Origin of the sequence: Pseudosulfitobacter pseudonitzschiae (assembly GCF_900129395.1) — a bacterium.
GTDB classification, from domain to species: domain Bacteria; phylum Pseudomonadota; class Alphaproteobacteria; order Rhodobacterales; family Rhodobacteraceae; genus Pseudosulfitobacter; species Pseudosulfitobacter pseudonitzschiae.
In genome coordinates, this window is record NZ_FQVP01000015.1 from 1 (window position 1) to 22,471 (window position 22,471).

24 protein-coding genes are annotated in these 22,471 nt (G+C 57.1%); 23 read left to right on the forward strand and 1 reads right to left on the reverse strand.

The genetic code is table 11. The features are described 5' to 3' along the window. The first annotated feature begins 104 nt into the window (after positions 1-104). The 7 genes from BUC08_RS22790 to BUC08_RS22820 all read left to right on the forward strand — a co-directional run bounded on the left by BUC08_RS22790 (position 105) and on the right by BUC08_RS22820 (position 6,099). Complete coding sequence (locus tag BUC08_RS22790; protein ID WP_037930884.1) at positions 105-986, forward strand: recombinase family protein; 882 nt, start codon at positions 105-107, stop codon at positions 984-986. Positions 987-1,268: 282 nt separating this feature from the next. Continuing rightward, on the forward strand, positions 1,269-2,456 hold the full coding sequence (gene repA, locus BUC08_RS22795) for a plasmid partitioning protein RepA (protein ID WP_037930882.1): 1,188 nt from the start codon (positions 1,269-1,271) through the stop codon (positions 2,454-2,456). Next, complete coding sequence (gene repB / locus BUC08_RS22800; protein WP_037930879.1) at positions 2,456-3,526, forward strand: plasmid partitioning protein RepB; 1,071 nt, start codon at positions 2,456-2,458, stop codon at positions 3,524-3,526. The genes repA and repB overlap by 1 nt, the downstream gene beginning before the upstream one ends. 155 nt (positions 3,527-3,681) lie before the next feature. Beyond that, positions 3,682-4,731: a helix-turn-helix domain-containing protein gene (locus BUC08_RS22805; RefSeq protein WP_037930908.1), complete on the forward strand. Its 1,050-nt coding sequence runs from the start codon at positions 3,682-3,684 to the stop codon at positions 4,729-4,731. Between the two features lie 414 nt (positions 4,732-5,145). After that, positions 5,146-5,358: a hypothetical protein gene (locus tag BUC08_RS22810; protein WP_037930876.1), complete on the forward strand. Its 213-nt coding sequence runs from the start codon at positions 5,146-5,148 to the stop codon at positions 5,356-5,358. A 77-nt stretch (positions 5,359-5,435) separates the two neighbouring features. Continuing rightward, positions 5,436-5,690: a type II toxin-antitoxin system prevent-host-death family antitoxin gene (locus BUC08_RS22815; RefSeq protein ID WP_224769632.1), complete on the forward strand. Its 255-nt coding sequence runs from the start codon at positions 5,436-5,438 to the stop codon at positions 5,688-5,690. Then, positions 5,683-6,099: a hypothetical protein gene (locus tag BUC08_RS22820; protein WP_224769631.1), complete on the forward strand. Its 417-nt coding sequence runs from the start codon at positions 5,683-5,685 to the stop codon at positions 6,097-6,099. The genes BUC08_RS22815 and BUC08_RS22820 overlap by 8 nt, the downstream gene beginning before the upstream one ends. A 28-nt stretch (positions 6,100-6,127) precedes the next feature. Here BUC08_RS22820 and BUC08_RS22825 read toward each other — a convergent pair whose 3' ends face one another. Continuing rightward, entirely contained in the window at positions 6,128-6,421 is a 294-nt protein-coding gene (locus tag BUC08_RS22825; protein WP_037930870.1) for a hypothetical protein, read from the reverse strand. A gap of 337 nt (positions 6,422-6,758) precedes the next feature. Here BUC08_RS22825 and BUC08_RS22830 point away from each other — a divergent pair, with 337 nt between their 5' ends. The 16 genes from BUC08_RS22830 to BUC08_RS22900 all read left to right on the forward strand — a co-directional run bounded on the left by BUC08_RS22830 (position 6,759) and on the right by BUC08_RS22900 (position 22,321). Next, positions 6,759-7,244 (forward strand): hypothetical protein, encoded by a 486-nt coding sequence (locus BUC08_RS22830; protein WP_037930867.1) that lies wholly within the window; start codon positions 6,759-6,761, stop codon positions 7,242-7,244. Positions 7,245-7,284: 40 nt separating this feature from the next. Further along, the gene (locus BUC08_RS22835) at positions 7,285-8,223 is read left to right on the forward strand and encodes an ArdC family protein (protein WP_037930864.1); all 939 of its coding nucleotides are present in this window, start codon (positions 7,285-7,287) and stop codon (positions 8,221-8,223) included. Positions 8,224-8,246: 23 nt separating this feature from the next. Continuing rightward, the gene (locus tag BUC08_RS22840; RefSeq protein ID WP_005617043.1) at positions 8,247-8,456 is read left to right on the forward strand and encodes a DUF6330 family protein; all 210 of its coding nucleotides are present in this window, start codon (positions 8,247-8,249) and stop codon (positions 8,454-8,456) included. Between the two features lie 87 nt (positions 8,457-8,543). Continuing rightward, the gene (locus BUC08_RS22845; RefSeq protein WP_037930861.1) at positions 8,544-8,933 is read left to right on the forward strand and encodes a DUF3768 domain-containing protein; all 390 of its coding nucleotides are present in this window, start codon (positions 8,544-8,546) and stop codon (positions 8,931-8,933) included. A 152-nt stretch (positions 8,934-9,085) separates the two neighbouring features. Continuing rightward, positions 9,086-10,126: an IS110 family RNA-guided transposase gene (locus BUC08_RS22850; RefSeq protein ID WP_037930859.1), complete on the forward strand. Its 1,041-nt coding sequence runs from the start codon at positions 9,086-9,088 to the stop codon at positions 10,124-10,126. A 574-nt stretch (positions 10,127-10,700) separates the two neighbouring features. After that, a complete protein-coding gene (locus BUC08_RS22855; RefSeq protein WP_037930856.1) occupies positions 10,701-12,683 on the forward strand; it encodes a ParB/RepB/Spo0J family partition protein in 1,983 nt (660 codons plus the stop codon). A 72-nt stretch (positions 12,684-12,755) separates the two neighbouring features. Next, positions 12,756-13,349 (forward strand): hypothetical protein, encoded by a 594-nt coding sequence (locus BUC08_RS22860; RefSeq protein WP_037930853.1) that lies wholly within the window; start codon positions 12,756-12,758, stop codon positions 13,347-13,349. Then, a complete protein-coding gene (locus tag BUC08_RS22865) occupies positions 13,349-14,005 on the forward strand; it encodes a DUF6927 domain-containing protein (RefSeq protein WP_037930850.1) in 657 nt (218 codons plus the stop codon). The genes BUC08_RS22860 and BUC08_RS22865 overlap by 1 nt, the downstream gene beginning before the upstream one ends. Before the next feature lie 229 nt (positions 14,006-14,234). Next, on the forward strand, positions 14,235-15,086 hold the full coding sequence (locus BUC08_RS22870; RefSeq protein ID WP_037930848.1) for an arsenate reductase/protein-tyrosine-phosphatase family protein: 852 nt from the start codon (positions 14,235-14,237) through the stop codon (positions 15,084-15,086). Beyond that, positions 15,083-16,081 carry an ArsJ-associated glyceraldehyde-3-phosphate dehydrogenase gene (locus tag BUC08_RS22875; protein WP_037930846.1) on the forward strand — a complete coding sequence of 333 codons (999 nt, stop codon included), beginning with the start codon at positions 15,083-15,085 and terminating at the stop codon, positions 16,079-16,081. The genes BUC08_RS22870 and BUC08_RS22875 overlap by 4 nt, the downstream gene beginning before the upstream one ends. Next, on the forward strand, positions 16,078-17,355 hold the full coding sequence (gene arsJ / locus BUC08_RS22880; protein WP_037930844.1) for an organoarsenical effux MFS transporter ArsJ: 1,278 nt from the start codon (positions 16,078-16,080) through the stop codon (positions 17,353-17,355). Before BUC08_RS22875 ends, arsJ begins: the two co-directional genes overlap by 4 nt. Continuing rightward, a complete protein-coding gene (gene arsB, locus BUC08_RS22885; RefSeq protein ID WP_037930841.1) occupies positions 17,352-18,362 on the forward strand; it encodes an ACR3 family arsenite efflux transporter in 1,011 nt (336 codons plus the stop codon). Before arsJ ends, arsB begins: the two co-directional genes overlap by 4 nt. A 43-nt stretch (positions 18,363-18,405) precedes the next feature. Continuing rightward, the gene (locus BUC08_RS24475; protein ID WP_143186816.1) at positions 18,406-18,660 is read left to right on the forward strand and encodes a hypothetical protein; all 255 of its coding nucleotides are present in this window, start codon (positions 18,406-18,408) and stop codon (positions 18,658-18,660) included. 106 nt (positions 18,661-18,766) lie between these two features. Then, positions 18,767-19,624: a PhnD/SsuA/transferrin family substrate-binding protein gene (locus BUC08_RS22890; RefSeq protein ID WP_037930838.1), complete on the forward strand. Its 858-nt coding sequence runs from the start codon at positions 18,767-18,769 to the stop codon at positions 19,622-19,624. Beyond that, complete coding sequence (locus BUC08_RS22895; protein WP_051694668.1) at positions 19,611-21,065, forward strand: sensor histidine kinase; 1,455 nt, start codon at positions 19,611-19,613, stop codon at positions 21,063-21,065. The genes BUC08_RS22890 and BUC08_RS22895 overlap by 14 nt, the downstream gene beginning before the upstream one ends. Next, complete coding sequence (locus BUC08_RS22900) at positions 21,062-22,321, forward strand: sigma-54-dependent transcriptional regulator (RefSeq protein ID WP_051694667.1); 1,260 nt, start codon at positions 21,062-21,064, stop codon at positions 22,319-22,321. The genes BUC08_RS22895 and BUC08_RS22900 overlap by 4 nt, the downstream gene beginning before the upstream one ends. Positions 22,322-22,471 lie beyond the last annotated feature (150 nt).

A 22,471-nucleotide genomic window follows, 5' to 3' on the forward strand; every position in this document is an offset into this window, starting at 1 on the left:
ACCCACTGTTCCCGTGAAACGCTTAGGTGAAATTTCTGCGCCTGGCTTACAGCTTACCGCTTCAATTGAAATCGGGAGTTAAACGCGACAAACGGCCTGTTTTGATGCCCCTGATTGGCTATGCGCGCGTCTCAACCGAGGATCAGACCCCCCTGCCCCAGTCGCAGGCCCTGAAATCCGCAGGCTGCGCCGAGATCCATGAGGAACAGGCCTCGGGCGGCAATCGTGCGCGGCCGGTGCTTGCGCGGGTGCTGGAGCGCATCGGCAAGGGCGACACGCTGCTGGTCGTGCGGATTGACCGCCTCGCGCGATCCCTGTCGCATCTGCTGGAGGTGATCGAGCGGCTGGAGGCCAAGGGCGCATTCTTTCGTTCCATTCAGGACCCGATCGACACCGGATCCCCGCAAGGCAAGTTCACGCTGCAGGTCTTGGGCGCTGCGGCCGAGTTCGAGCGCGCCCTGATCCGGGAACGCACCAAGGCCGGCCTCGCCAGCGCGCGCACAAAGGGCCGCGTGGGCGGGAACCCTGGGTTGCGTGCCAAAGACCCTGCTGCTCTTCGCAAAGTGCGGCTGGCGCGACAGGACGGCTACATGGAGCGTTTGAACGAGACGGCACAAGATTGGGTGCCCCACGTGCGCCGGTTGCGACCCGGCTTGGCTTGGGAGGACGTGCTGCGCATCATCAACGGCCCCTTGCCCGAGGCGCGTCGCTGGACCCAAAGCCGTCTGCTGCGCGCTGTGAAGGCCTATGTCCGCGACGGCTTCCTGCCTACCGAGGCGCTGGCCCGCGCCGGGCGCCGCGAAACGGACGATCGCCTGCCCGCCATTATTGCTGGCATCAAGGGCGCAGATCCTGACATCACGCTTCAAGCGATCTGTGAACGGCTGGAATCTATGCGCGAACGCACGCCCCGTGGCCGAACGAGATGGCAGCCCTCATCGGTCAAGATGCTGTTGGAGCGAGCCGAGAGTCTGGGAATGATTTAAGAGACTCAGATTCGTTCTTTGGAAGCAAAACCGCCTATGTGAATCGGGTACATCTTGCGTTTAAGAGATGGCAGCGACACAAGCACTTGACGCGCTGGATCCGCGAAATAAGATAAGTCATTGTAAATAATTGATTTCACGGGATACCGGCCCACCATTTGAAAAAATCCTTGCCTGTCAAACGCTTTCCTGACATTTTTGCGGAAGAACGCTAACCATCAGTTTCCGGCGGTTTTGCGTTCCTTCTCAAGATAGACCCGGAAGACGGGCGGCGGGACGGGCATGAACGAGCAGCGGATCAGAATGGATCAAAAGATCCAAACGATGGCGACACGTCTAAGCAAATCGCTTGATGTGAATATGCGCAAGTCGTTTCTACCTGATGAACGAAAGGCTCTCAGACGCTTCTCATCCACGGAAGTTGCCCAGATCCTCGGTGTAAGCCAAGATTTTTTGCGGAAGATGTTTTTCGAGGACAAGCTCGATCTCGGTGATATCGAGACAGACGCCCGCGGCCGCAGGTTCTACACTGCAGAGCAAATCGATATAGCGCGCCACGAAATAGCCCGGTCAAGCACCAAGTTCCAGCATATCGTTCCTCGTCGTCGGGATGGGGAGCATATCCAGATCATTTCGATCGCCAACTTCAAAGGGGGCGCTGGGAAGACGACAACGGCGATCCATCTGGCCCAAAAGCTTGCCCTTGATGGTTATCGAGTTCTGGCAATCGATCTCGACCCACAAGCCTCAATGACCACCATGTTCGGTTTCCGGCCGGAAATCGACTTTCCTGAGGCCGGAACGGTGTACGATGCTCTTCGGTACGAGGACCCTATCCCATTTAGAGACGTTGTGCGCAAAACGTATTTCCACAACCTCGATCTAGCCGCGGCCGGCTTGTTGCTCTCTGAGTTCGAGACCGAAACCGCACACGCCCTTCGAAACAATATCAGGCCGCCGTTCTATCAGCGGCTTGCCCTTTGCATTAATGAAGTCGAGACAGACTACGACATTGTCGTCATCGACTGCCCACCGCAACTCGGGTTTACCACACTATCGGCTTTGGTAGCGTCGACATCCCTAGTCGTCACTGTCATTCCAAGCATGCTTGACGTCGCCTCGATGGCCCAATTCCTGCAGCTCACATCCAGCCTCATGGCAACAATTGCTGATGTGGGCGCGTCGCCCGACTGGGACTTCATGAGATTTCTAATCACTCGTTTCGAGCCCAATGACGGCCCCCAAACCCAGATGGCGGCATTCCTGCGGACCATGTTCACGGATGACGTTCTTACTCAGCCTTTCCTGAAATCCTCCGCAGTCTCTGACGCTGGGCTCACGCAACAGACACTGTTCGAGATCGCCAGAACGGATTTTCATCGCCAGACGTACGATCGGGCTATCGAGTCCATCAACGGGGTTGTGGCGGAAGTCGAAGGGCTCATCAAAACGGCATGGGGGCGTAAGTAATGGCCCGCAAAGTCACATTCGACATTCCCGAGGATGAAGAAAAGCAGCAGAGCTCGTCGATTTCTCCGACTCGAACCCAGTCACGAGCCCCTGCCCTTTCGGGAATGGCCCGTTCTCTTCAGGATGCGGCACAATCTTCAATTCAAGAAATCAGTACCGACCTTATTGATGATTCCGAGTTCCAGGATCGTCTGGCCCTGGATGACGAAGATGACATCAGGGAACTGGCTGAAAGCATTGACAAGCAGGGACAGCTTATCCCGATACTACTGAGCCCCGAAGGGGGGCGGTACAGGATCATCTATGGGCGCAGACGATTAGCGGCCCTTCGACTTATTGGCAAGCCCGCAAAGGCTCTCATCAGAGGCTTGGATGAGGATCAAGCGATTCTTGCACAAGGCCAAGAGAACAGCTTCCGAAAAGACCTCAGCTGGATCGAGAAAGCCCTGTTTGCACGTTCTCTCATAGAGTCCGGCAAGGATGAGGGACTGGTCTGTGACGCCCTCAACATCGATCAGAAAGCCAGGAAAGCCGGTGACAAGCTCACGGGACTTGCTCGCATGAAACAAGTCACTTCCTGTATTCCGACTGAACTCATCCAAAAGATCGGGGCGGCACCAGGGGTTGGACGGGATCGTTGGTATGCTGCCGCAAAGTCTTATGAGAGCCTTGGCTTCTCTGGAGATGACGGGTTTCCGGCCGGAAACCGAGAATTCCATGATGCTCTCATGGAATCCAGAGGTTCAGGCAAGACCTCCGACGAACGCTTTGCGATCTTCGAAGGGCTCCTGAAACAGCACAAGCCCCCTGCCCCATCGGCAATCAAGACAAAACTCGGGATGGTGAAGGTCACCAAAAGAAACGTGATCATCACCGTCAAGAACGGAGATGACGGGCTTCATAAGTGGATCTCTGAGAATCCAGAGGCCGCTCTTCTCGCGTTGGCGAACGCGAAGGCCGCTGGTCCAGGGCAGATCATTACCCCAGAGAAAATGGAACCCATAGGTAACCCAGTCTCCGGCAGGGATCAGGATCTTGATGGTCCTGACATAGACGATAACGAAAACTGAGCAGAAAGGAGGACAGGCCAGAAAAGGAAAGACCCCCCGAAAGCAGTGCTTCCGAAGGGCCTCGATTAGCTTAGACACCTGATTGATACCCCGAAGCCGAATCGTTTTCAACACCGTTCGCGGTGAACGGGGAAGCTTTTTCAGCCGACATCATCATGAGACAGGTATTTTCTCACACACCCGCCTTGGCGGAACGATCTTCTGTACCCGGTACGAACCCGTACAGGGTCATCGAGCCGATCCGAGCGCTTCGCAAAGAACTCGGTCTGACACCAAATGACCTGGTAACACTGCAGGCCTTGATCAGCTTCATGCCGAAGAAGGCCGGACAAACAGCTCCAATGACTATCGTCTTTCCCTCAAACGCATCATTGTCTGAGAGAACGAACGGCCTGAACGAGAGAACGATTCGACGGTGTATCGGACACCTCGTGGATGCCGGGCTGATTCAGCGCAGAGATAGCGCAACCCGCAAACGGTTCCCTCTTCGCTACGGTGGATTGATCAGAGATGCCTTTGGCTTCGATCTGCAGCCAATGTATGATCGGGAAAGAGAGCTCACCGAACACGCAGAACAGCTTGTGGGCGATCAGGAAAAGCTGCGGTCACTCAAAGCGGAGGCACTGGCTCTTCGTGTCGAGGCTTTGCGCCAAGCAAAGGATGTCGAGACTGTCTCATTTCTCCAGAACGTACGGAACATCCTACGCCGTGCAACTCTCAAAGCCGACGAAATCATAGAGCTTATCAAGAGGCTGGCAGAGTTGGTCGGAGCGACCATCAGAGAGTTTCCGGCCGGAAACCATGATGCTCAGGAAACAATGCCCGACCAAATGTCCGGCGACGACGGACAAAATGTCCGGCACGTAGAACTCACAAGATTGAATATAAAAAAGGATAGTGCAGATGCGCACAGCACCGCTGGTTTTCAGGAACGCCGAGATCCAACAATTATGGCTTGGACGGACCTGAAAAACGTATCGGACTTCTTCCCACATGAACCAAGAGATCATCAATCAGTTCTCGAAATATTGGCCGATGTCGGAAAATTGCTAAGAATAGAACAAGGCAGGATCATGAAACACCTTAAAGAACGAGGTCCAGGGCAGCTCCTTATTGCACTCGACGAATTGATTTTCAGAGCCAGCACAGGACAAGTGAAAAACAACAACGCCTACCTCGACGCTATGATGAGGCAAGGAAACTGATGCTCTTGCCACATAAACTCGACCGGCTGGTGAGTCTGCTTAGCCATCGAAGATCAAGAGACAGATGCGGCACACTTCAAACCATACGATCATCAAGAAGAAGAATGGTGGTTTGAAGGTTAACCCAGATCACCCGCGTCAGGTGCAGGTCTGGGATGTGATCAACTTATCATGGAACAAGAAGCCATTCCAGGTTTGCTAGATGTTCACAGACGCCTCGGCCCAGGTGGCCAAACTTACCGCCGTCTTTGTCTGTGTTAATGCTTATAACGCTGAGGGTGGCACAATGCTGCTCGATTGGCTGGTCACGGATGAAGAAGCGACCCATACCAAACTACTCTCCGAGTATCAGGCCTTGGAAAAAGAGTACGCTAGACAAGATGAGAGCCCCCGGAGATCGATACGCAGCTTGGCATGTTGGAAGCAGAGATCCAAACGATCGAGATCCGGCCGATAGCCTTCAATCTGACAGACATCGGGCGGGCAGGGGCCTTCGTCATGTTTGACCGCTACGGCGGGTTGGCAGTCTCTCGCGGCTACGACCACCTGACCTCGGACGAGTCCATTGAAGACGGCAACACCGCCTATGAGTACACCTACACTGAGACCGTGCGGCGGTTCGGATGACACATGGAAGGGCTCAACCCATCTCTTGCAGAATATCCAGAATGTATGTATATTCTGGACAAATGGAGACCCTGATCATGAATGAGCTTCCCGAGTTCAAGGCGGCCGACCTGACGCGGCACACAAGTGACCTGTTCGACGCGGCCATTCGGTCGCCGATTGCGATCACCAAACATCGCAAGCCGAAATTCGTGCTGATGAGCATGGACCAGTACCAGCACCTCACCCGGGGGGCCACACAACAGGCTCATATGGTTGACGAGATGCCCGAGGATCTCAAGGCGCTGATGATAGAAGGGCTCGAGCGGGACTTGACGCAGGCTGATGACTAAGCCGAGTGCTGGAGAGGTTTTCCGCTATCCGTTCCTGTGGAACCGCGAGCAGATGGCGGGCGAGACCGAGGGCCGCAAGACACGGCCTGTCTGTATCGCCGTCACTGTCGCCAAGTCCGATAGCGAGACCGTGGTGTTCATCCTGCCGATCACGACGCAACCGCCCTTGCCCTCGCGCAAGTGCATCGAGGTGCCACAGATCGAGTCGCAGCGTGTGGGGTTGGAGACCCATGTCCGCAAATGGGTCATGCTGGACGAGATCAACACCGATATTCTGGAGCGGTCCTATGTCTGGGAGGACCGCACGCCCATCGGTACGTTCAGTTCCGTCTTCACATCCAAAATCCAGTCCAGCCTGATCGCGCTTGCCAGGTCGGGCGGGGCATCGATTGTTGATCGGCTGAAGTAGTCTCAATCACCGCAGGGGCTACCCAGCTTCATTTATTCCCATCGATCCATTTTGACATCAGCTCCTTGTCGCGGAAGCATTCGTCCGGCACGGCGCGGCGCTTGATGCGGGCGAGGCGCTCGGCAAAGGCGACCTGCTTCGATGTCGGGCGGCTGTCCTGCGCGCCCAGGTTCAGTTTGGCTTGTGCGTCGATCCAGGCACTCAAGGATCGCCGATCTTGCTGAACCTCCCACGGCAAAAGCGTCTGGTTGCGCAAGGCCAGCGCGAGCGCATAGGCGATCTGCTTGGGCGTCGCGGGCAGGGCGTAAGTGGTGCTTTCCATCGGGGATCTCCCTTCTTAGCGTGGTTCTTAAAATAGAACATAACAGGAACAAAATCAAGCCACCTGCGGAAATCATGGGGTTTGAGAGGAAGAGGAGGGCCGGGGGAGGTCAGGCCTGAGGATGCCCGAAAGAGGGTGTCCGGGCCTGATCCTGTTCCTCATTGGGGTCTGATGCCGGAAAGTGCAGGATCCTGCGTTCTCATGAGCTTCGCATTTAACAATCTCCGGCATCAGATCCCTAAAGAGTGAAAGTGTCCTTCGGGTTTTGTGACTGACGGATGAGGGCCTTTGGGGTCCCTCGGATGGGTCCGAGCCGGATTCCGGTCTGCCGTTCCTGATGAAGGGCATTCTCATGCAAACAGGTGTCTTGCGCGTATTGCGCGCGACCGCTGCCTCGTGGTGGCGACACAAGGAACTACGCCGAACCGGCCAGACGGGGCAGGCACAACGGCGCGAGCGCGAGACCGTCCTAAGTGATCTCGGTTATCTGAAGCAGGCGGCGCTGTTGCCTAACGCGCATGTGATCTGCGGAGAGGGTGGGACATTCATCCATCTCGGTTGGACCACCGTTTCAACCTTCGCGCCAATCGAGCGCTTTCCCTTGGCCACTCTTGCGGTCGCACGAGGGACCCCGTTTATCGATATCCGACCCGTCACCGATGTGATTGCCTTCGCGAACCTGCCGCGGGTGACGCGGGACGGATCGGACGACTCTGAACCTTCGGGTCCCGGCAGGTCCGTGTCGCTGACCACCTACATCGACATGGTCGAACAGCTCGGCGCGAGCATCACCAACGATCCGCGGCCCTGTCGGTCAACCTAGTCACCACTCCCTCTCACCAAAACTCGAAAGGACGCCAGCCATGGCCCGATCCCGCACGCCCAAATTCGATGCCTCCGAGGTCATCACAAACGAAATCATCCGCATCATCGAGCGCGGCGTCCTGCCGTGGCGCAAGCCCTGGACCGCAGGTGGCAGCTCTAGCCCCCTGCGCGTGGGCGGTGAACCCTACCAGGGGGTGAACAACTTCCTGCTGACCATGCGGACCGTGATGGCGGGCCACAGCTCTCCCTTCTGGATGACGCTGCCGCAAGCCAATGCGTTGGACGCAAAGGTCCGCAAGGGCGAGAAGTCCTCTATCGTCGTTTATTACGGTCAAAGCCGGAAAGACGCCGGCGATGAGCATGACCGCAGCGACGGGAATGATCACTCCGAGGAAGCCCGTATCTTCCGCTTCCAGAAATCCTACCGCGTGTTCAATGCCTGCCAGATCGAGGGCTTGCCCGACAGCTTCTTCCCCGATCCGGAGCCCGCGCCCGAGCATCCGCCGTCCGAGCCCATCCCGCATATGCAGGCGTTTTTCGATGCCATCGACATCACGACCGTCTTCACGGGCACGGAAGCGTACTATTTGCCGCCCGTGGACAAGGTCTACATGCCGTCCATCACGCGGTTCCAGGAACCGCGCAATTTCTACGGGGTCTGGGCCCATGAGCTGGCCCATGCCACGAAAGCCCCCCATCGACTGAACCGTGATTTCGGGTTCTCGAAGTTTGGCAACACGTCCTATGCGCGCGAGGAGATCGTCGCGGAATTGACCTCGGTGTTCCTGGGTCAGACGCTCGGCTTCACGGCGCATACGCTCGAGATGAACGCCGCCTACCTCCACAACTGGTTGCGCGTCCTTCGGTCTGACAAAGGCGCGATCTTCCGGCACGCCGCCGATGCGCAGCGCGCCTGTGATTATCTGATCGCCAGATCGGAGGTGGGCAGGGCAGGTCGCAGTGCCGAGGCCGCCTGACCGCACGGAGAACGGAGACACCCATGTCACGTAAGGAACCCAAAACGCTGCGGGTGGCCTGCTTCAACGACGGCCGCCGCAAGATCATCACCTTCAAGCGCGGTGCCTATTGGTGGAGCGCTGCCGAGGGCGCTTATCCGCTCTCGGCAGCGCTCGAGAGCATCAAAGAACAAGGCGGCTGGATCGAAACCATCCCCAACCCGAATTACAGACCCAAAGGGTTGTTCGGGTAGAGCGCCTTCGGCCTCGATTCATCCGCCAAGCGGAAAAGAAAAGCGGGCTTTGAGAAGGGTGTTTCAAACCTCTCAAAGGAGATCCCCATGTCCATGAATGTTCAACCCCAGCCAGACCGTCCGGATCCGACCGTGATCGCGGTGCAGAACGACGCGTTTCGCAAGCTCGCGTGCCTTGGGGTGCCGCCCGCGCAGCCCATCCAGGGCCGGATGCATGTCACCCGCTCGCTCATGGAGGCCGGTGACGGCTTCATGGCCGAGGCGGTGAAGGCGACAGGTGAGTTTGCCACATTCGAGCCCGAGAATGATCCGGAAGGTTGGCACGATTTCGGGGCGGTCGAGATCCGGGGCGAAACCGTGTTCTGGAAAATTGATCTCTATGAGGCGGGTTCGGACTTCCGCTACGGGGCTGAGACCCCGGACAACCCGGAAACCACCATGCGCGTGCTAACCATCATGATGGCGCGCGACTGGTAGATACCGTAATGGGGCTTGGCCCCCATCTCCACTGTTTCGCTTGTTGTAACTGTAGAGGTGAGGTGTCGTTGCCCTTGGCACGTGATGTGTGCCTACGGGGTCTTGCCGAGAGGCGCGCCCCAATTCTGAGCACAGAATGGAAGGACAACGACATGAATCTGTTTATCGGTTTGGACGTCTCGCTGGCAAGTACGGCGATTTGCGTTCTGAATTCGCATGGCAAAGTAGTGAAGGAAGAGACAGTGGCTAGCGAGCCGGAGGCGCTGGTTGCGTTTTTGCGCAGCCTGTGCAGCGACATCGCTGTCATAGGTCTGGAGGCTGGCCCGCTGTCACAATGGCTGCACAGGCACCTGACGGAGGCGCAGTTTGAGGCCGTGTTGATGGAAACGCGGCAGGTGAAAGGCGCTCTGAAGGCCATGCCGATCAAGACGGACCGTCGCGACGCCCTTGGTATTGCGCGGCTATTGCAGATGGGCTGGTTTCGCCCAGTTCATTGCAAATCGGTATCGGCCCAGGAGATGCGGGCGGTCCTGACAGCGCGGAAATCGATCCAGCAGGCGTGCATCAACCTCGAGCTGTCAGTACGTGGGGTCTTGCGCAATTTTGGCTTGAAGATCGGTAAGGTTTTGAGGGGAAACTTCGATTTTCGCGTCCGCGAGTTGACCGATGGCAATTCAATGCTGATGGCTGCCGCGGACCCGATCCTGAAGGCGCGTACTGCCTTGCGAAACGAGTTGGCCGCATTGGAGAAACTCACACGGGATCACGCCAAATCCGATCCGGTCTGCCGCCTGATGATGACCATGCCCGGTGTCGGCGCGGTCGTAGCGCTTACGGTCAAATCCGCCATCGATGATCCGGGTCGCTTCCGTTCCTCGAAGGATGTTGGTCCATGGGTCGGGTTGACCCCGAGGCGCGATCAATCCGGGGAGCGCGACATAACTGGTCAGATAACTCGGGCGGGTGATCAGATCCTACGCACGGCGCTATATCAGGCGGCGACGATCATGTTGCACCGCGGCCGACCGAGCTGGCTGACGGCATGGGCTCTTCGGGTGGCGCAGCGAAGGGGCAAGAAGCGCGCGACTGTTGGTCTTGCGCGCCGCATTGGGGTCGTATTGCACCGGATGTGGCGGGACGGGACAGAATTCCGTTTCACTAAACAGCCGATAGACACGGCCGGAATGGCGTAGGCGTCCGTGCCCGCGCTGTCACCCAGATTCGAGAAAGGAATTAGCCGCGCCTGATGACCCGGCTCACCGAGGTCCCTCGCCGGGACGCGGTTCCCGACGATGCCGGCCCGTGCCCAGTGCCGAATCTTTGATTGAGCACGTCTGGTAGATGGGCACGCGGGAATTGCACTTGGACCAGTATAGTGTGGCGGCTTCTGCGCCGACCACGGACGGAAGCATTATCCTGGCGACGGAACACACCTTGGCAAGTCAGGCAACAAGGCTGCCACTGAAGACCAAAAATCAAACGGTTGAGGCGTCATGGCGTCGCCGTTTTTGAACCGTGCAAGTGTATCAATCCGACGAGCCTGAGGAATCTGGATCGCGCCAAATCTGCATGCGTTCAAGGACCTTGACTTCAACAGCCCCATTACAGAAGCGCAGGGGCAGCCTCAATACCCACACAACCGACACGGAAGGCCCGCTGACCCCTCAAAGGGAGAGTGGGCCTTTTGTCGTTTTGATCCCCGGAGCCGGGGGTTGGTCGCGCGGATAGCTGCGCGGATCGCACCATAACCATCGAAAAGGACATCCCATGACCACAAGCTTTACCCCTCTCACCGTCGCCATCGGCGATCTGGTCCCGCATCCCGCAAATGTGCGCAGCAACTCTCCGGAAACCTATGACCCTGAGAACATCGCCCATCTGAAGGCCAGCATCGCCGTTCTGGGTCTCCTGCAGCCGCTCTTGGTCCAGAAGCTCGACGGCAAATACGCTGTCCTCGCCGGTGGCCGACGCCATGCCGCGCTGAAAGATCTGGTCGCGGAAAAGGTCGAAAAGGGGTTCACCGCGAAAACCAAGGTCGACTGCCGCTTCGTGCCCGAGGACTGCGACGTCACCACGGCCTTGTCGCTCGCCGAGAACATCACCCAGGCGCCGATGAATGCCATCGACGAGTTCGAGGCTTTCGCGCGGATGATGGAGGTCGACGGCCAGACGCCCGAGACGATCGCAAAGACCTTCGGCACCACGGTGGCCGCCGTGAAAGGCCGGTTGCGCTATGGCCTTATCCACCCCGACATCCGCGCCGCGGCTCGGGGCAAGGTGATCACGCTCGACACGATGAAGGCCTTCGCCGAGCACCCAAGCCAGGAGGCGCAGCGCGAGGTTTTCGAGGCGCTCACGAAAGACGGCGGCTATCTGCAGGCCTACACCGTCCGTCAGGCACTCAAATCCCGCGGTGTGCAGGTCAGCGATGATATCGGGGCTTTCGTGCGCGCGGACTACGAGGAACGCGGCGGTGCTGTTGCGGCTGACCTTCTGGAAGAGCATTCCGTGCTTGAGGATGCGGCTCTGGTCGAGACCATCCTGCTCGAGAAGCTCGGTGCCGCTGCCGAAGAGGCCCGTATGAGGCTGGGCTTTGCCTGGGCCGATGCGATGGTGCGCTATGATTACGCGACCATGGCCGACTATGGCCGCGTCTATCCGGGCCCGATCGAGCCCGACGAGGCTGCCCAGAAGCGCATTGAGGACATCACCGCCGAGCTCGAGAAACTGCAGCTCGAAATGGAGGATGAAGGGCTCGAGGAGGACGCCTACAATGCCCTCTACGAACGTGTGGACGCCTTGGAAGAGGAAGCGCGCGATCTGCAGGAAGCCTACAGCGCCGAGGACCTCGCGCGGTCTGGGGTGATCGCGTCCTGGTCGGGCGGGCAGGTGACCCTCCATGTTGGCCTCGTCCGCCCGGAAGACACCGTCAAAGAGGAGGGCGCGCGCGGTTCCTCGGCTGGCCCGACCGGGGAAGAAGCCCCGGACGCCGGCGAAATCACTTATCCGGCCTCACTGGCCGAGGATCTCAAGACCGAGCGAGCCATGGCCCTCGGCACCGCGATGGCGCTGCATCCGGAGGCCACGCTCGATCTGACGCTCTTCAAGCTGGTCAGTGACGTTCTGGCCAGCGGTATGAGTGTCACGCAGGCGATCAAGATCGATGCCCGCAAGGAATACCGCAGCCACGCCAAGATGGACGAGATCGACGAGACCTCGCTCGAGCAGGTGGCGGCGGCGCATGAGGCGCTTGATCTCTCGTGGCTCGATGACACCCGTGCGCCCGCCGATCAGTTCGCGGCGTTTCGCGCGCTGAAGGCCGGCGAGAAGGCCAAGCTCGTGGCCTATGCCACCGCCAGCACCACGCAGTCCTGCTTCGCGCGGGACCGATCGCGCGATAGCCTGATGCATGCGTTCGAGATCGAGATCATGCCCGATATCCGCGCCCACTGGACGCCGAATGCGGCCCTCTTCAACCGCTTCAAGAAGGCCTGGCTGCTGAAGATCCTCGGCGACGATCTGGGTCTCGCCCAGGAGGCGGTGACGCTCGCGTCATCGAGCAAGAAGGAGATCGTCGCCTTCTGCGACAAGCTCTTCGCCGAGCCCTTCGCCACACTGACGGACGCGCAGCGCGCTGCCGTGGCCGCCTGGTGCCCGCCCATGATGCAGACCGCCGGTGTCGCCTGTGATGAGGCGGAGCCCGCTGCGGAAACCCCCGAGCCTGACAGCGAGGTCGCGCAAGCGGCCTGAGTCCTCACGCGACCCGCGCGAGGCATTCCCCGCGCGGGTCGACCCTCCCACACCCAACCGAAAGACATCCCCATGGCTATTCTCAAGTTCTCTGCGTCCGCTGTTGCGGCACAGATCGCCCATGCGCGCGCCTGCAAAACCTTCCTGCCCAACTGGAACGGGCCCGTGGACAGGCCCGCCCTGATCCTGATCGTCGGCAATGGTGTGCATCTGCGCTCAAACGGCATCGATGGCACGACCACCCGTATCGTCACCACCGAACAGGCCGATCCCTCCTTCGCCTTCGCCGACGGCATGAACCCGTTTCGGGACACCGACTGGATGGCGCAGCGCCGCATGGCGTTTCGCGATCTGACCGGCCAGTTCTACACCGACATCCTCGACGATGTGCAGGTGCTCATCGACCGGGGGCGGGGGGCGATCCGGCTCGCCACCGATGGCCACAGCATCCGTGTCTTCGTGCGCCGGGCCTCGGACTATCTCATCGGCGGGACCTACGAGGTGCCTTCAGGTCTTGGCGGCACCTTCCGGGTCATCCTCAAGGATGCCTGCGACACCTTCGCGATCGTGCAGAACTGCGGCAATTGCGAGGATTTCGACGCGATGCAGTCCTACCGCGTGCCGCTCGATGCGCTGATGGAACTCGATGATCGGAGGGCGGCCTGATGGGATGGCTCTTCTACACCGACCGCCGCGTCCAGACCTACGCGGATGAGAAAGCGGAGATTGACCGGCTCTGCACTTTCGAGGGCGACACGCGCAAAACCGAACTGGTCAAGGCATGCAAGGTCGGCTCCACCTGGTATGCGGCGGCAAGGGTCACCAATCTCGACGGCACCCACGTCGAAGACACGACCTATGTGACCGATGCGGATGGCTCCATCACTTTCGGGGCTGTCTTCCTCACACGATACGATGACGGCTGCTGGGGCTACAAGGACATGGAGGAAAGCGCTGGCCCGAACGAATCTCGTGCTCCCCTTGGGCTGATCGAGCTTCTCTCCAACCTGAAAGATGAAGGCAGCTACGCCCATGCCTGGCGTCAGCGCTGCCGGGATTGGGCTGCGATCCCGGACTACGAGGAGGGCGACAAGATCAAGCTCGCAGCACCGGTCACGCTCACCGATGGCAGCACCTGCCAGATCGTCACCGCGACGCACTACAGGCGGGGGCGGCAAAAACGCCGCTGCTACCGCATCGAGGAAACCGGTGGGCTCGTGCGGCTCTCAAGGGCCTCGCTTGCGGGATCGGAGCTGCTCAGCTCCGCAAAGTGCGCGGCAAGTCCTGTGCTGGCCGAGTTTATGGCGGGGCAGGGGGAATGAAATGGAACTAGCCGATGGCGGGTCTGAGCGGACCTTCATCATCAATCAGTTGAGAGGCAGCCGCGCGGGACAAAGTTTGCTTTCGCTGCGGCTGCGCCAATGGCTACTTTCGGGAAGGTGCCATCATTGCGATAAAGGGCTAAATAGGTGCGAATTTGCTATTTTGTACTGGATGCCTCGGGCAGGAGTTTGCTTGACTGCACTTCATTATTTCTAATATCCATAAAATATGGAATCATTACTTACAAGCCGACTCGCAACCCTCAGCCACCCCCAGCGGATGGCGGTTTTCCGGCTGCTCATGCGCCGCTGCCCGGATGAACTGCCAGCTGGTGAAATCGCCGAAGCCTTGGACCTCAAGGCCAGCACCGCATCGGTCTACCTGTCTGCCCTGACTCAGGCAGGTCTCATCTCACAGCGTCGGGACCGGACGCGCCTGCTTTATGCCATCAATCTCGACGCAGCCCGCGAGGTTGTTGCGGGGCTTTTCGTCGACTGTTGTCGCGGGCGGGCTGACCTTTGCCCGCCACACTTTTCTGATCTTCTCAGGAGTATCTCTCCCATGACTGACAAGACGTTCAACGTCCTCTTCGTTTGCACCGGAAACTCTGCCCGCTCGATTATCGCCGAGACCATTTTGCGCGATAGAGTGGGCGATACGTTCACAGCCTATTCGGCGGGCACCGTGCATCGCTCGGAGCTGAACCCTTTCGCGGTGGAACTGCTTAAATCAAAGGGACATGACGTGTCGCTTTTGCGGTCCAAGAACATTGGGGAATTCCAAGGTGCCGACGCTCCGCGCATGGATTTTGTATTTACCGTCTGTGACCGTGCCGCCAATGAGGAATGCCCCACTTGGCCGGGTCAGCCCGTCTCGGGTCATTGGGGTATGCCGGACCCTGTAAAGGCTGAAGGAACCGATGCGGAAAAGCGTCTTGCATTCCACCAGACCTACGGTGCGCTGCACAACCGGATCATGGCATTTTCCGCCTTGTCGTTCGAGAATTTGGACCGTGGATCGCTGCAAAAACGCGTCGATGAGATCGGCAAAGAAACTGCCAAACAGGATAACCAGATATGACTACATACGCTCTCAACGGCCTTGGCCGCATCGGCAAACTTGCTCTCCGTCCGCTTTTGGAACGCGGGGCAAAAATTGCATTTATAAACGATGCCGTAGGTGATCCTGCGATGCACGCGCATCTGTTGGAATTCGATTCAATCCATGGCCGCTGGCCTGCGACGTTTGAAGCAGGTGAGGGGGCGATCAGCATTGACGGCACACGCATCCCTGTCACCAACACGCTCAATCTGGAAGACCTGCCACTGGACGGCGTGGATGTGATGATTGATTGCACCGGCGCGTTCAAGACAGAGGGCAAACTGGCCCCGTATTTTGCAGCGGGTGTGAAAAAAGTTATCGTCTCTGCACCAGTCAAGGACGGCCCAACTGCCAACATCGTCTATGGCGTCAATGAAGACATTTACGAGGCGGACACCCACCAGATTGTGACAGCGGCAAGCTGTACGACCAACTGCCTCGCGCCAGTGGTCAAGGTTCTGCTGGAAGGGATCGGCATCAAGCACGGCTCAATCACGACGATCCATGATGTGACCAACACGCAGACAATTGTGGACCGCCCCGCGAAGGATTTGCGCCGCGCGCGCTCTGCGCTGACAAACCTGATCCCGACCACAACGGGATCTGCGACGGCGATCACGCTGATCTATCCCGAGTTGAAGGGCAAGTTGAACGGCCATGCGGTGCGGGTGCCGCTTTTGAACGCATCCATTACCGATTGCGTGTTTGAAATGGCGCGTGAAACGACTGTGGATGAGGTGAATAGCCTGTTCAAAGCCGCAGCCGAAGGCCCGTTGAAGGGTATCCTTGGGTATGAAACCCGCCCCTTGGTCTCGTCTGATTATACCAACGATCAGCGCAGCGGCATCATTGATGCGCCCTCGACGATGGTCGTGAACGGCACCCAGCTCAAAGTCTACGCCTGGTATGATAACGAAATGGGCTATGCGCATCGCTTGGTCGATGTTGCCCTTATGGTGGGCGGCAAACTGTGACACAGCCACCAGAACGGGGCGCAGGATTTGCCGCCTACATCACGGTGACGGCAGCCTATTGGGCGTTCATGTTGACGGATGGCGCGCTCCGAATGCTTGTGCTGTTGCACTTTCACACGCTGGGTTTCTCGCCGGTGCAATTGGCCTATCTGTTTGTGCTCTATGAGATCGCAGGTGTGGTGACGAACCTGTCCGCAGGGTGGATCGCCGCACGGTTTGGGCTGACGTCGACGCTTTACGCAGGGCTGTCCTTGCAGGTTGTGGCGCTCTTGGCTCTGACCCAGCTTGATCCGGCGTGGAGCATCACCGCCTCTGTGGTGTTTGTGATGCTGGTGCAGGGCCTATCGGGCGTGGCCAAGGATTTGGCCAAGATGAGTTCCAAGAGTGCCGTCAAAATCCTTGCCCCAACGACAGGCGGTGGGTTGTTCCGTTGGGTGGCTATTCTGACGGGATCAAAGAATGCTGTGAAGGGAAGCGGTTTTCTATTGGGTGCGGTTTTGCTGGCCGTCTTCGGGTTCGTGCCTTCCGTGCTGACGATGGCGGCCATCCTCTTTCTCATCCTGATCGGTGTCGTGATCGGTATGCCAAAGGGCCTGCCGGTCGGGCGTAAGGATGCGAAGTTCTCGGAAGTGTTTTCCAAGAACCGCAACATCAACTGGCTCAGCGCCGCACGGCTGTTCCTGTTCGGGGCGCGGGACGTCTGGTTCGTGGTTGGCATCCCGATCTACTTCTACGCTGTGCTGTCGGACGGCAGCACCGAGGGCAATCGCACCGCCTTCTTCATGATCGGGACGTTCATGGCCGTCTGGACGATCCTTTATGGCGTTGTCCAAGGCTGGGCACCGCGCATCCTGAAGGCGGCATCACGGACAGAGGCGGAGATACTTGCACTGGCAAAACGATGGGTGGGTCTGCTGATCATTGTACCTGCTTTCCTAACCGGTCTGGTCTGGCTGGTCTCCGAACCGTCTAATGCGCTGACGATAACCATCGTGTTGGGCCTCTTGGTCTTTGGCGGCATCTTTGCCGTGAACTCAGCATTGCATTCGTTTCTCATCCTCAGCTTTACGGATGCAAGAAGGGTCACGATGGATGTCGGCTTTTACTATATGGCCAACGCGGCAGGCCGATTGGTTGGCACAGTCTTGTCCGGCTTCACATACCAGATCGGCGGGCTGCCCTTGTGCCTTGGCACCGCCGCCGCGATGATCGGTTTTAGCTGGCTCGGCACGTCGCAACTCAGAGCTCCAGAAAATGATAAGGTTGCCGCATGAATATTTTTGAAAAGTATCTCTCTTTGTGGATCGCGATGGCGATGGGGGCTGGCATCCTTCTGGGCAATGTTGCCCCTAGCTTGGTCAATGCAGTCGCGGCGGCAGAAGTGGCCAGCGTCAATCTGGTTGTCGCCGTGTTGATCTGGGCGATGGTCTATCCGATGATGGTTGGCGTTGATCCCAGATCGCTGAAAGACGTGGCAAAACAACCGCGCGGATTGATGATCACCCTTGTCGTGAACTGGCTGATTAAGCCCTTTACGATGGCGGCATTGGCCGTGCTGTTCTTTCAGTATGTTTTCGCGCCATGGATTCCACCCGAGGATGCGATGCAATACATCGCCGGTTTGATCCTGCTGGGGGCCGCACCCTGCACGGCGATGGTGTTTGTGTGGTCACAACTGACGCGCGGGGATGAGACCTATACACTTTTGCAGGTGTCAGTGAATGATCTGATTATGGTCATCGCTTTTGCGCCTATCGTGGCTTTCTTGCTGGGTGTGACCGATATCACCGTCCCTTGGTCCACATTGGTTCTGTCGGTCTTGCTGTTCATCGCCCTGCCCCTTGCGGCAGGGTTAATTACTCGCCAGCGCCTTGGGTCAGAGGCGGCAATCGAGACGTTTCAGGCGCGGGTCAAGCCCTATTCAGTGGTGGGTTTGATCGTCACCGTTATGATCCTCTTTGGGCTTCAAGGCCAAGTGATCGTGTCCAAGCCGTTCATCATCGTGTTGATCGCGGTGCCGATCATCTTGCAAAGCTATGGTATCTTCGCAATCGCTTACGCTGCAGCGTTCGCATTGAAAGTGCCGCACCGAATTGCGGCACCCTGCGCCTTGATCGGGACGTCGAATTTCTTTGAATTGGCCGTGGCCGTCGCGATCAGCCTATTTGGGTTGAACTCTGGCGCTGCCCTCGCAACCGTTGTTGGGGTTTTGGTTGAAGTACCGGTAATGCTCACGCTGGTGGCATTTGCCAATCGCACACGCGCACGCTTTGCGCCCTGACGCGCAAGGAATAAGGCGCGCTCAAAATGGAGGTCAGTCAGAGATGACTCAAAAACCCTGTTACGGAACGATGTTTCCTGAGACCTTAGGTGGTGGTGCGGACAACGGCACCGTGACTGGCAAAGTCTTTGGATATGATACCGTCCCGCGTGGTCTGGCCGGACCAAAGCGCACACCAAATGTGGATACGAAAGAGTGGGAGGAGTGCCTGAAATGCGAGGCCTTCGACAGTTGCTACAAACTATCATCAGCCAAATTTACACTGCTCACGGCCATCGACGGTCCAATTCAGACCTGATCAGTGGCTATGGTTCTTGAGGACTAGATTTCGCAGAGATCAGGGCATTTGCCGCTTGGCGGAGAAACGCCTTATGCTGACAACTTAGGGCTTGAAGGGAAACTAAATGTCAATGAACCGCCGTAGCTTTCTAACTTCTGCATCAGTAGCGACCGGTTTTGGATTTCCCTCGATTGCCGCGTCAGATGAACCGGTTCGATTTGGTCTGACCCCAGTCTTCCTGACCAACGACCAAATGCTGGTGGATGGCTTGCGGACCTATCTGGCGAATGCAATGTCCCGCCCTGTGGAGCTTGTATTTCGCAGGACCTATGAAGAGATCACTGCTCTTCTGGTAGCTGGCGATTTGGACGCCGCTTGGATTTGTGGGTATCCCTATCTTCGAAACGAGGACAAGCTTGCCCTCCTTGCCGTGCCGGTTTGGAACCAGAAACCGTTATACCAGTCATATCTGATTGCAGGCGCGGAACGCGATGTCTCCGATCTTTCTCAACTCAAAGGCGACGTTCATGCCTATTCCGACCCGGATTCCAACTCTGGATATATTGTGACTCAGAGTGAGCTTGTTGCGCGCGACGAGGATAGGAACAGTTTTTTCGGGAAGACATTCTTCACCTTTGGCCATCGAAATGTGCTGCGGGCAGTGGCGTCTGGGCTGGCCCAATCCGGCAGCATAGATGGGTATGTCTGGGAGGCGGTATCTGCGACAGAACCTGATCTGGCGGCACAAACGAAAGTCGTCTGGAAATCCGAGTGGTTTGGTTTTCCACCGATTGCCTGTCGACGCAGTCAATTGCCGACAGAGACTGTGCAATCGTTGCAAACGGCCTTGATCAATATCTCGAACACAGCTGACGGCATGGCAATTCTGGAAATGCTGCAATTGGACGGGTTCACCGTGGGAGCCGAAAACCTGTTTGATGATATTCGCCGTCGTATAGAGGTTTTGGATGCGGCAATCTGAGTATCATTGGGCACGGCCGCAATCTTGGCCGCTCACTGTTCGTGTGCCGTTGATCGCCGCTCTTCTTTTGATCTTTGTTGCGGTTATTGCCTCAGAGCGGGTCCTCACTCGTTTTTCCAACATTCAGGATGACAACCTTCGTGGCGTGGCGTCTGTCTATCTGGACAGCGTTTCTTTGGCTCTTGAACCATTCATTTTGCGACAGGATATCTGGGGGACTTTTGACACCGTTGATCGTGCGCGCAACGCAGCGGGTGATCTGCCAGTTCGAGCCTTGGTGGCAACAGACAATAGTGATCAGATCATTGCGGCAGATGATCCGATGCGCTTCCCGACAGGAACCTCGGCTCCATCGGCTCTCATCGCCGCACCTAGCATCGATGATCTATCGCTGAAATACACTGAAACAACAGTCTGGACGCAAAAGGATGTGGTCTATCAGGGGCAGCTTATCGGGCACGTTGTGACAGAGATTGACGTCGGCAACTATCTTAGACAACGCCGAGAGGCTCTTTGGTCGCTGATCATCGGAAACACACTTGCAACGATTCTTCTGGCGGGTGCCGGGTATTTTCTTATCAGCCGGATGATGCGGCAGGTTCAGGTGCTCTCGCAATTTATGGGTAGTCACGAAGGCGATGGTCTTGAGGAGATCCCACACTCTGCCTTTCCTGCAAAACGAACTGAATTCGCATCACTGTTTGAGCGGTACAATAAATTGGTAAGGGCTGAGGCGGAACGCCGGGACATCGCTCAGCGGTTATCGGATCAGGCTCAACTAGTCAGTCTAGGCCGCCTTTCTTCCACCCTCGCCCACGAAATAAACAATCCCCTTGGTGGTTTGTTGAATGCGGTTGATACGTTGCGGAAATTCAAGGACAGGCCGGATGTCGTCGAAGCCTCAACAGAATTATTGTATCGAGGTCTAAAAAACCTGCGTGACGTCTCGAAGGCGACTTTGGATTTTGGACGATCAAATGTGCAGGACCATCCGCTTTCAAAAGTAGATCTTGATGACTTACGGCTGCTCATCGAACCTGAGCTCGCCCGTAAGAACCAGACGCTCGATCTGACAATTGGCGTAGACGATGATACGCTTCGGGTGCTTCCAGGCGCTAAAGTGCAGCAGATCATCCTTAACCTTTTGCTGAACGGATCAGCTGCTGCCGGCGAGGGAGGTGGGATTGGTCTTAACGTGACGACCGAGGAAGAAACGTTGAGAATTGACGTGAGCGATAGTGGCCCAGGGTTGTCTGAAGCCGCGCGGCACAGACTGACGGTTGGGTCCGCATCCAAAAACGGGGCAGGGGTAGGTTTACGGTCAGTGCGCGAAATCACGCAGGGCCTAGGGGGTGGTATTGAAGTTGCCGATTTGCCAGCGTGCGGAGCCAAGATTACAATCACACTTCCCTTGCAACCAAAAGGCGGATTCGTGACGTGATCCTAGAAAATAGACATATCGCTTTGGTCGAAGATGATGAAATCATGGGCGGGTCGATCGCTCAACGCCTCGAACTTGAAGGTGCTCACGTCATTTGGATGAAAACAAAGACGGTGGCCCTCGGCGCAATCCGTACACCGCACAAAAAGTTTGATGCGGTCGTGTGCGATATCAAGTTACCAGATGGGACAGGCGAGGACTTGTACATGGCCCTTTGCGATCATTCTGTTCCGCCACCTTTTTTGTTTGTGACCGGTCATGGTGGCGTTGATCAGGCCGTTCGTCTCATTCACGCAGGTGCCGCTGATTACCTGACCAAGCCTTTCAATATGGATCAGTTCTTGGCGCGGCTGTCGGGGATGATATCCGCAGACCAATCAGAGATCGGTAACAGCCCGTTCGGGGTTTCACGTCAAGCGATTGAATTGCAGGCAGCGTTAATACGTGCTTCTTCAAATGACCGCCCAGTTCTGATCAAGGGCAATCGGGGGACTGGAAAAGGCTTGGCTGCACGGTCAATTCATGACCTGGCAGATAGCATCGGCGGGTCGTTTTTAAGCATTGATTTCAGCAGGCTTTCCCCTTCGGAGCAAGTTAACATTTTGTTTAACGATACCGCTGAACGCCCTGCACTGACACATGCGGCTGCCAACGGCACTTTGTATCTTTCAATGATTTCCCATGCCACCGATACTGTCCAACAGATGATTTTCGAATGGCTCTCATCGAAGCCGGCGACGAAGTTGGTTTGCGGGATAACGCCAGACTTGACGTCTGCACAGGCGCATTATGGGCTGCGGCTAGATTTGCTACAGCGTTTAAGTGCAGTCGAAATTTTTATACCACCACTTGCCAACAGGCCAGATGACATTCTCTGGCTGATGCGACGGTTTTATGACGGGTTCAATGCACGTCGTGTGGTAAAGCTCAAAGGACTATCTGCGCGCTGTGAAGAAGCTGCAGTTAGTTACCCTTGGCCGGGGAATGGGAGAGAGTTGCGCAGCAAAATGGAGCGGGCAGTATCGCAGGCGCAAGGAGAAATCCTATTCCCGCTCGATCTTTTCCCAGACGCTCAGAATCACAATCTTGCTACGCGTCCATTATCCAGCGTCCGCGATGATGCAGAACGAGCGGCGATACTCGCGGCTCTTGAACAAACCGATCATCATATTTTAGAGGCGGCCAAGCTTCTTTCTGTGTCGCGTACCACGCTTTGGGAAAAGATGAAAAAGCTTGGAATCAAGAGCGAACACTAGTTCCTCGTTTCGGCATTCAAGTATACTTCAGAATACAGAGAGTAGTGTTCGGAATTCCGAACGCTCAAGAAAACGTATTATAAACAATCTATTAGCGAACACTTTTTTCGGAAATCTCCATACCTACCATCCTTCCCGATTTGGTACGCT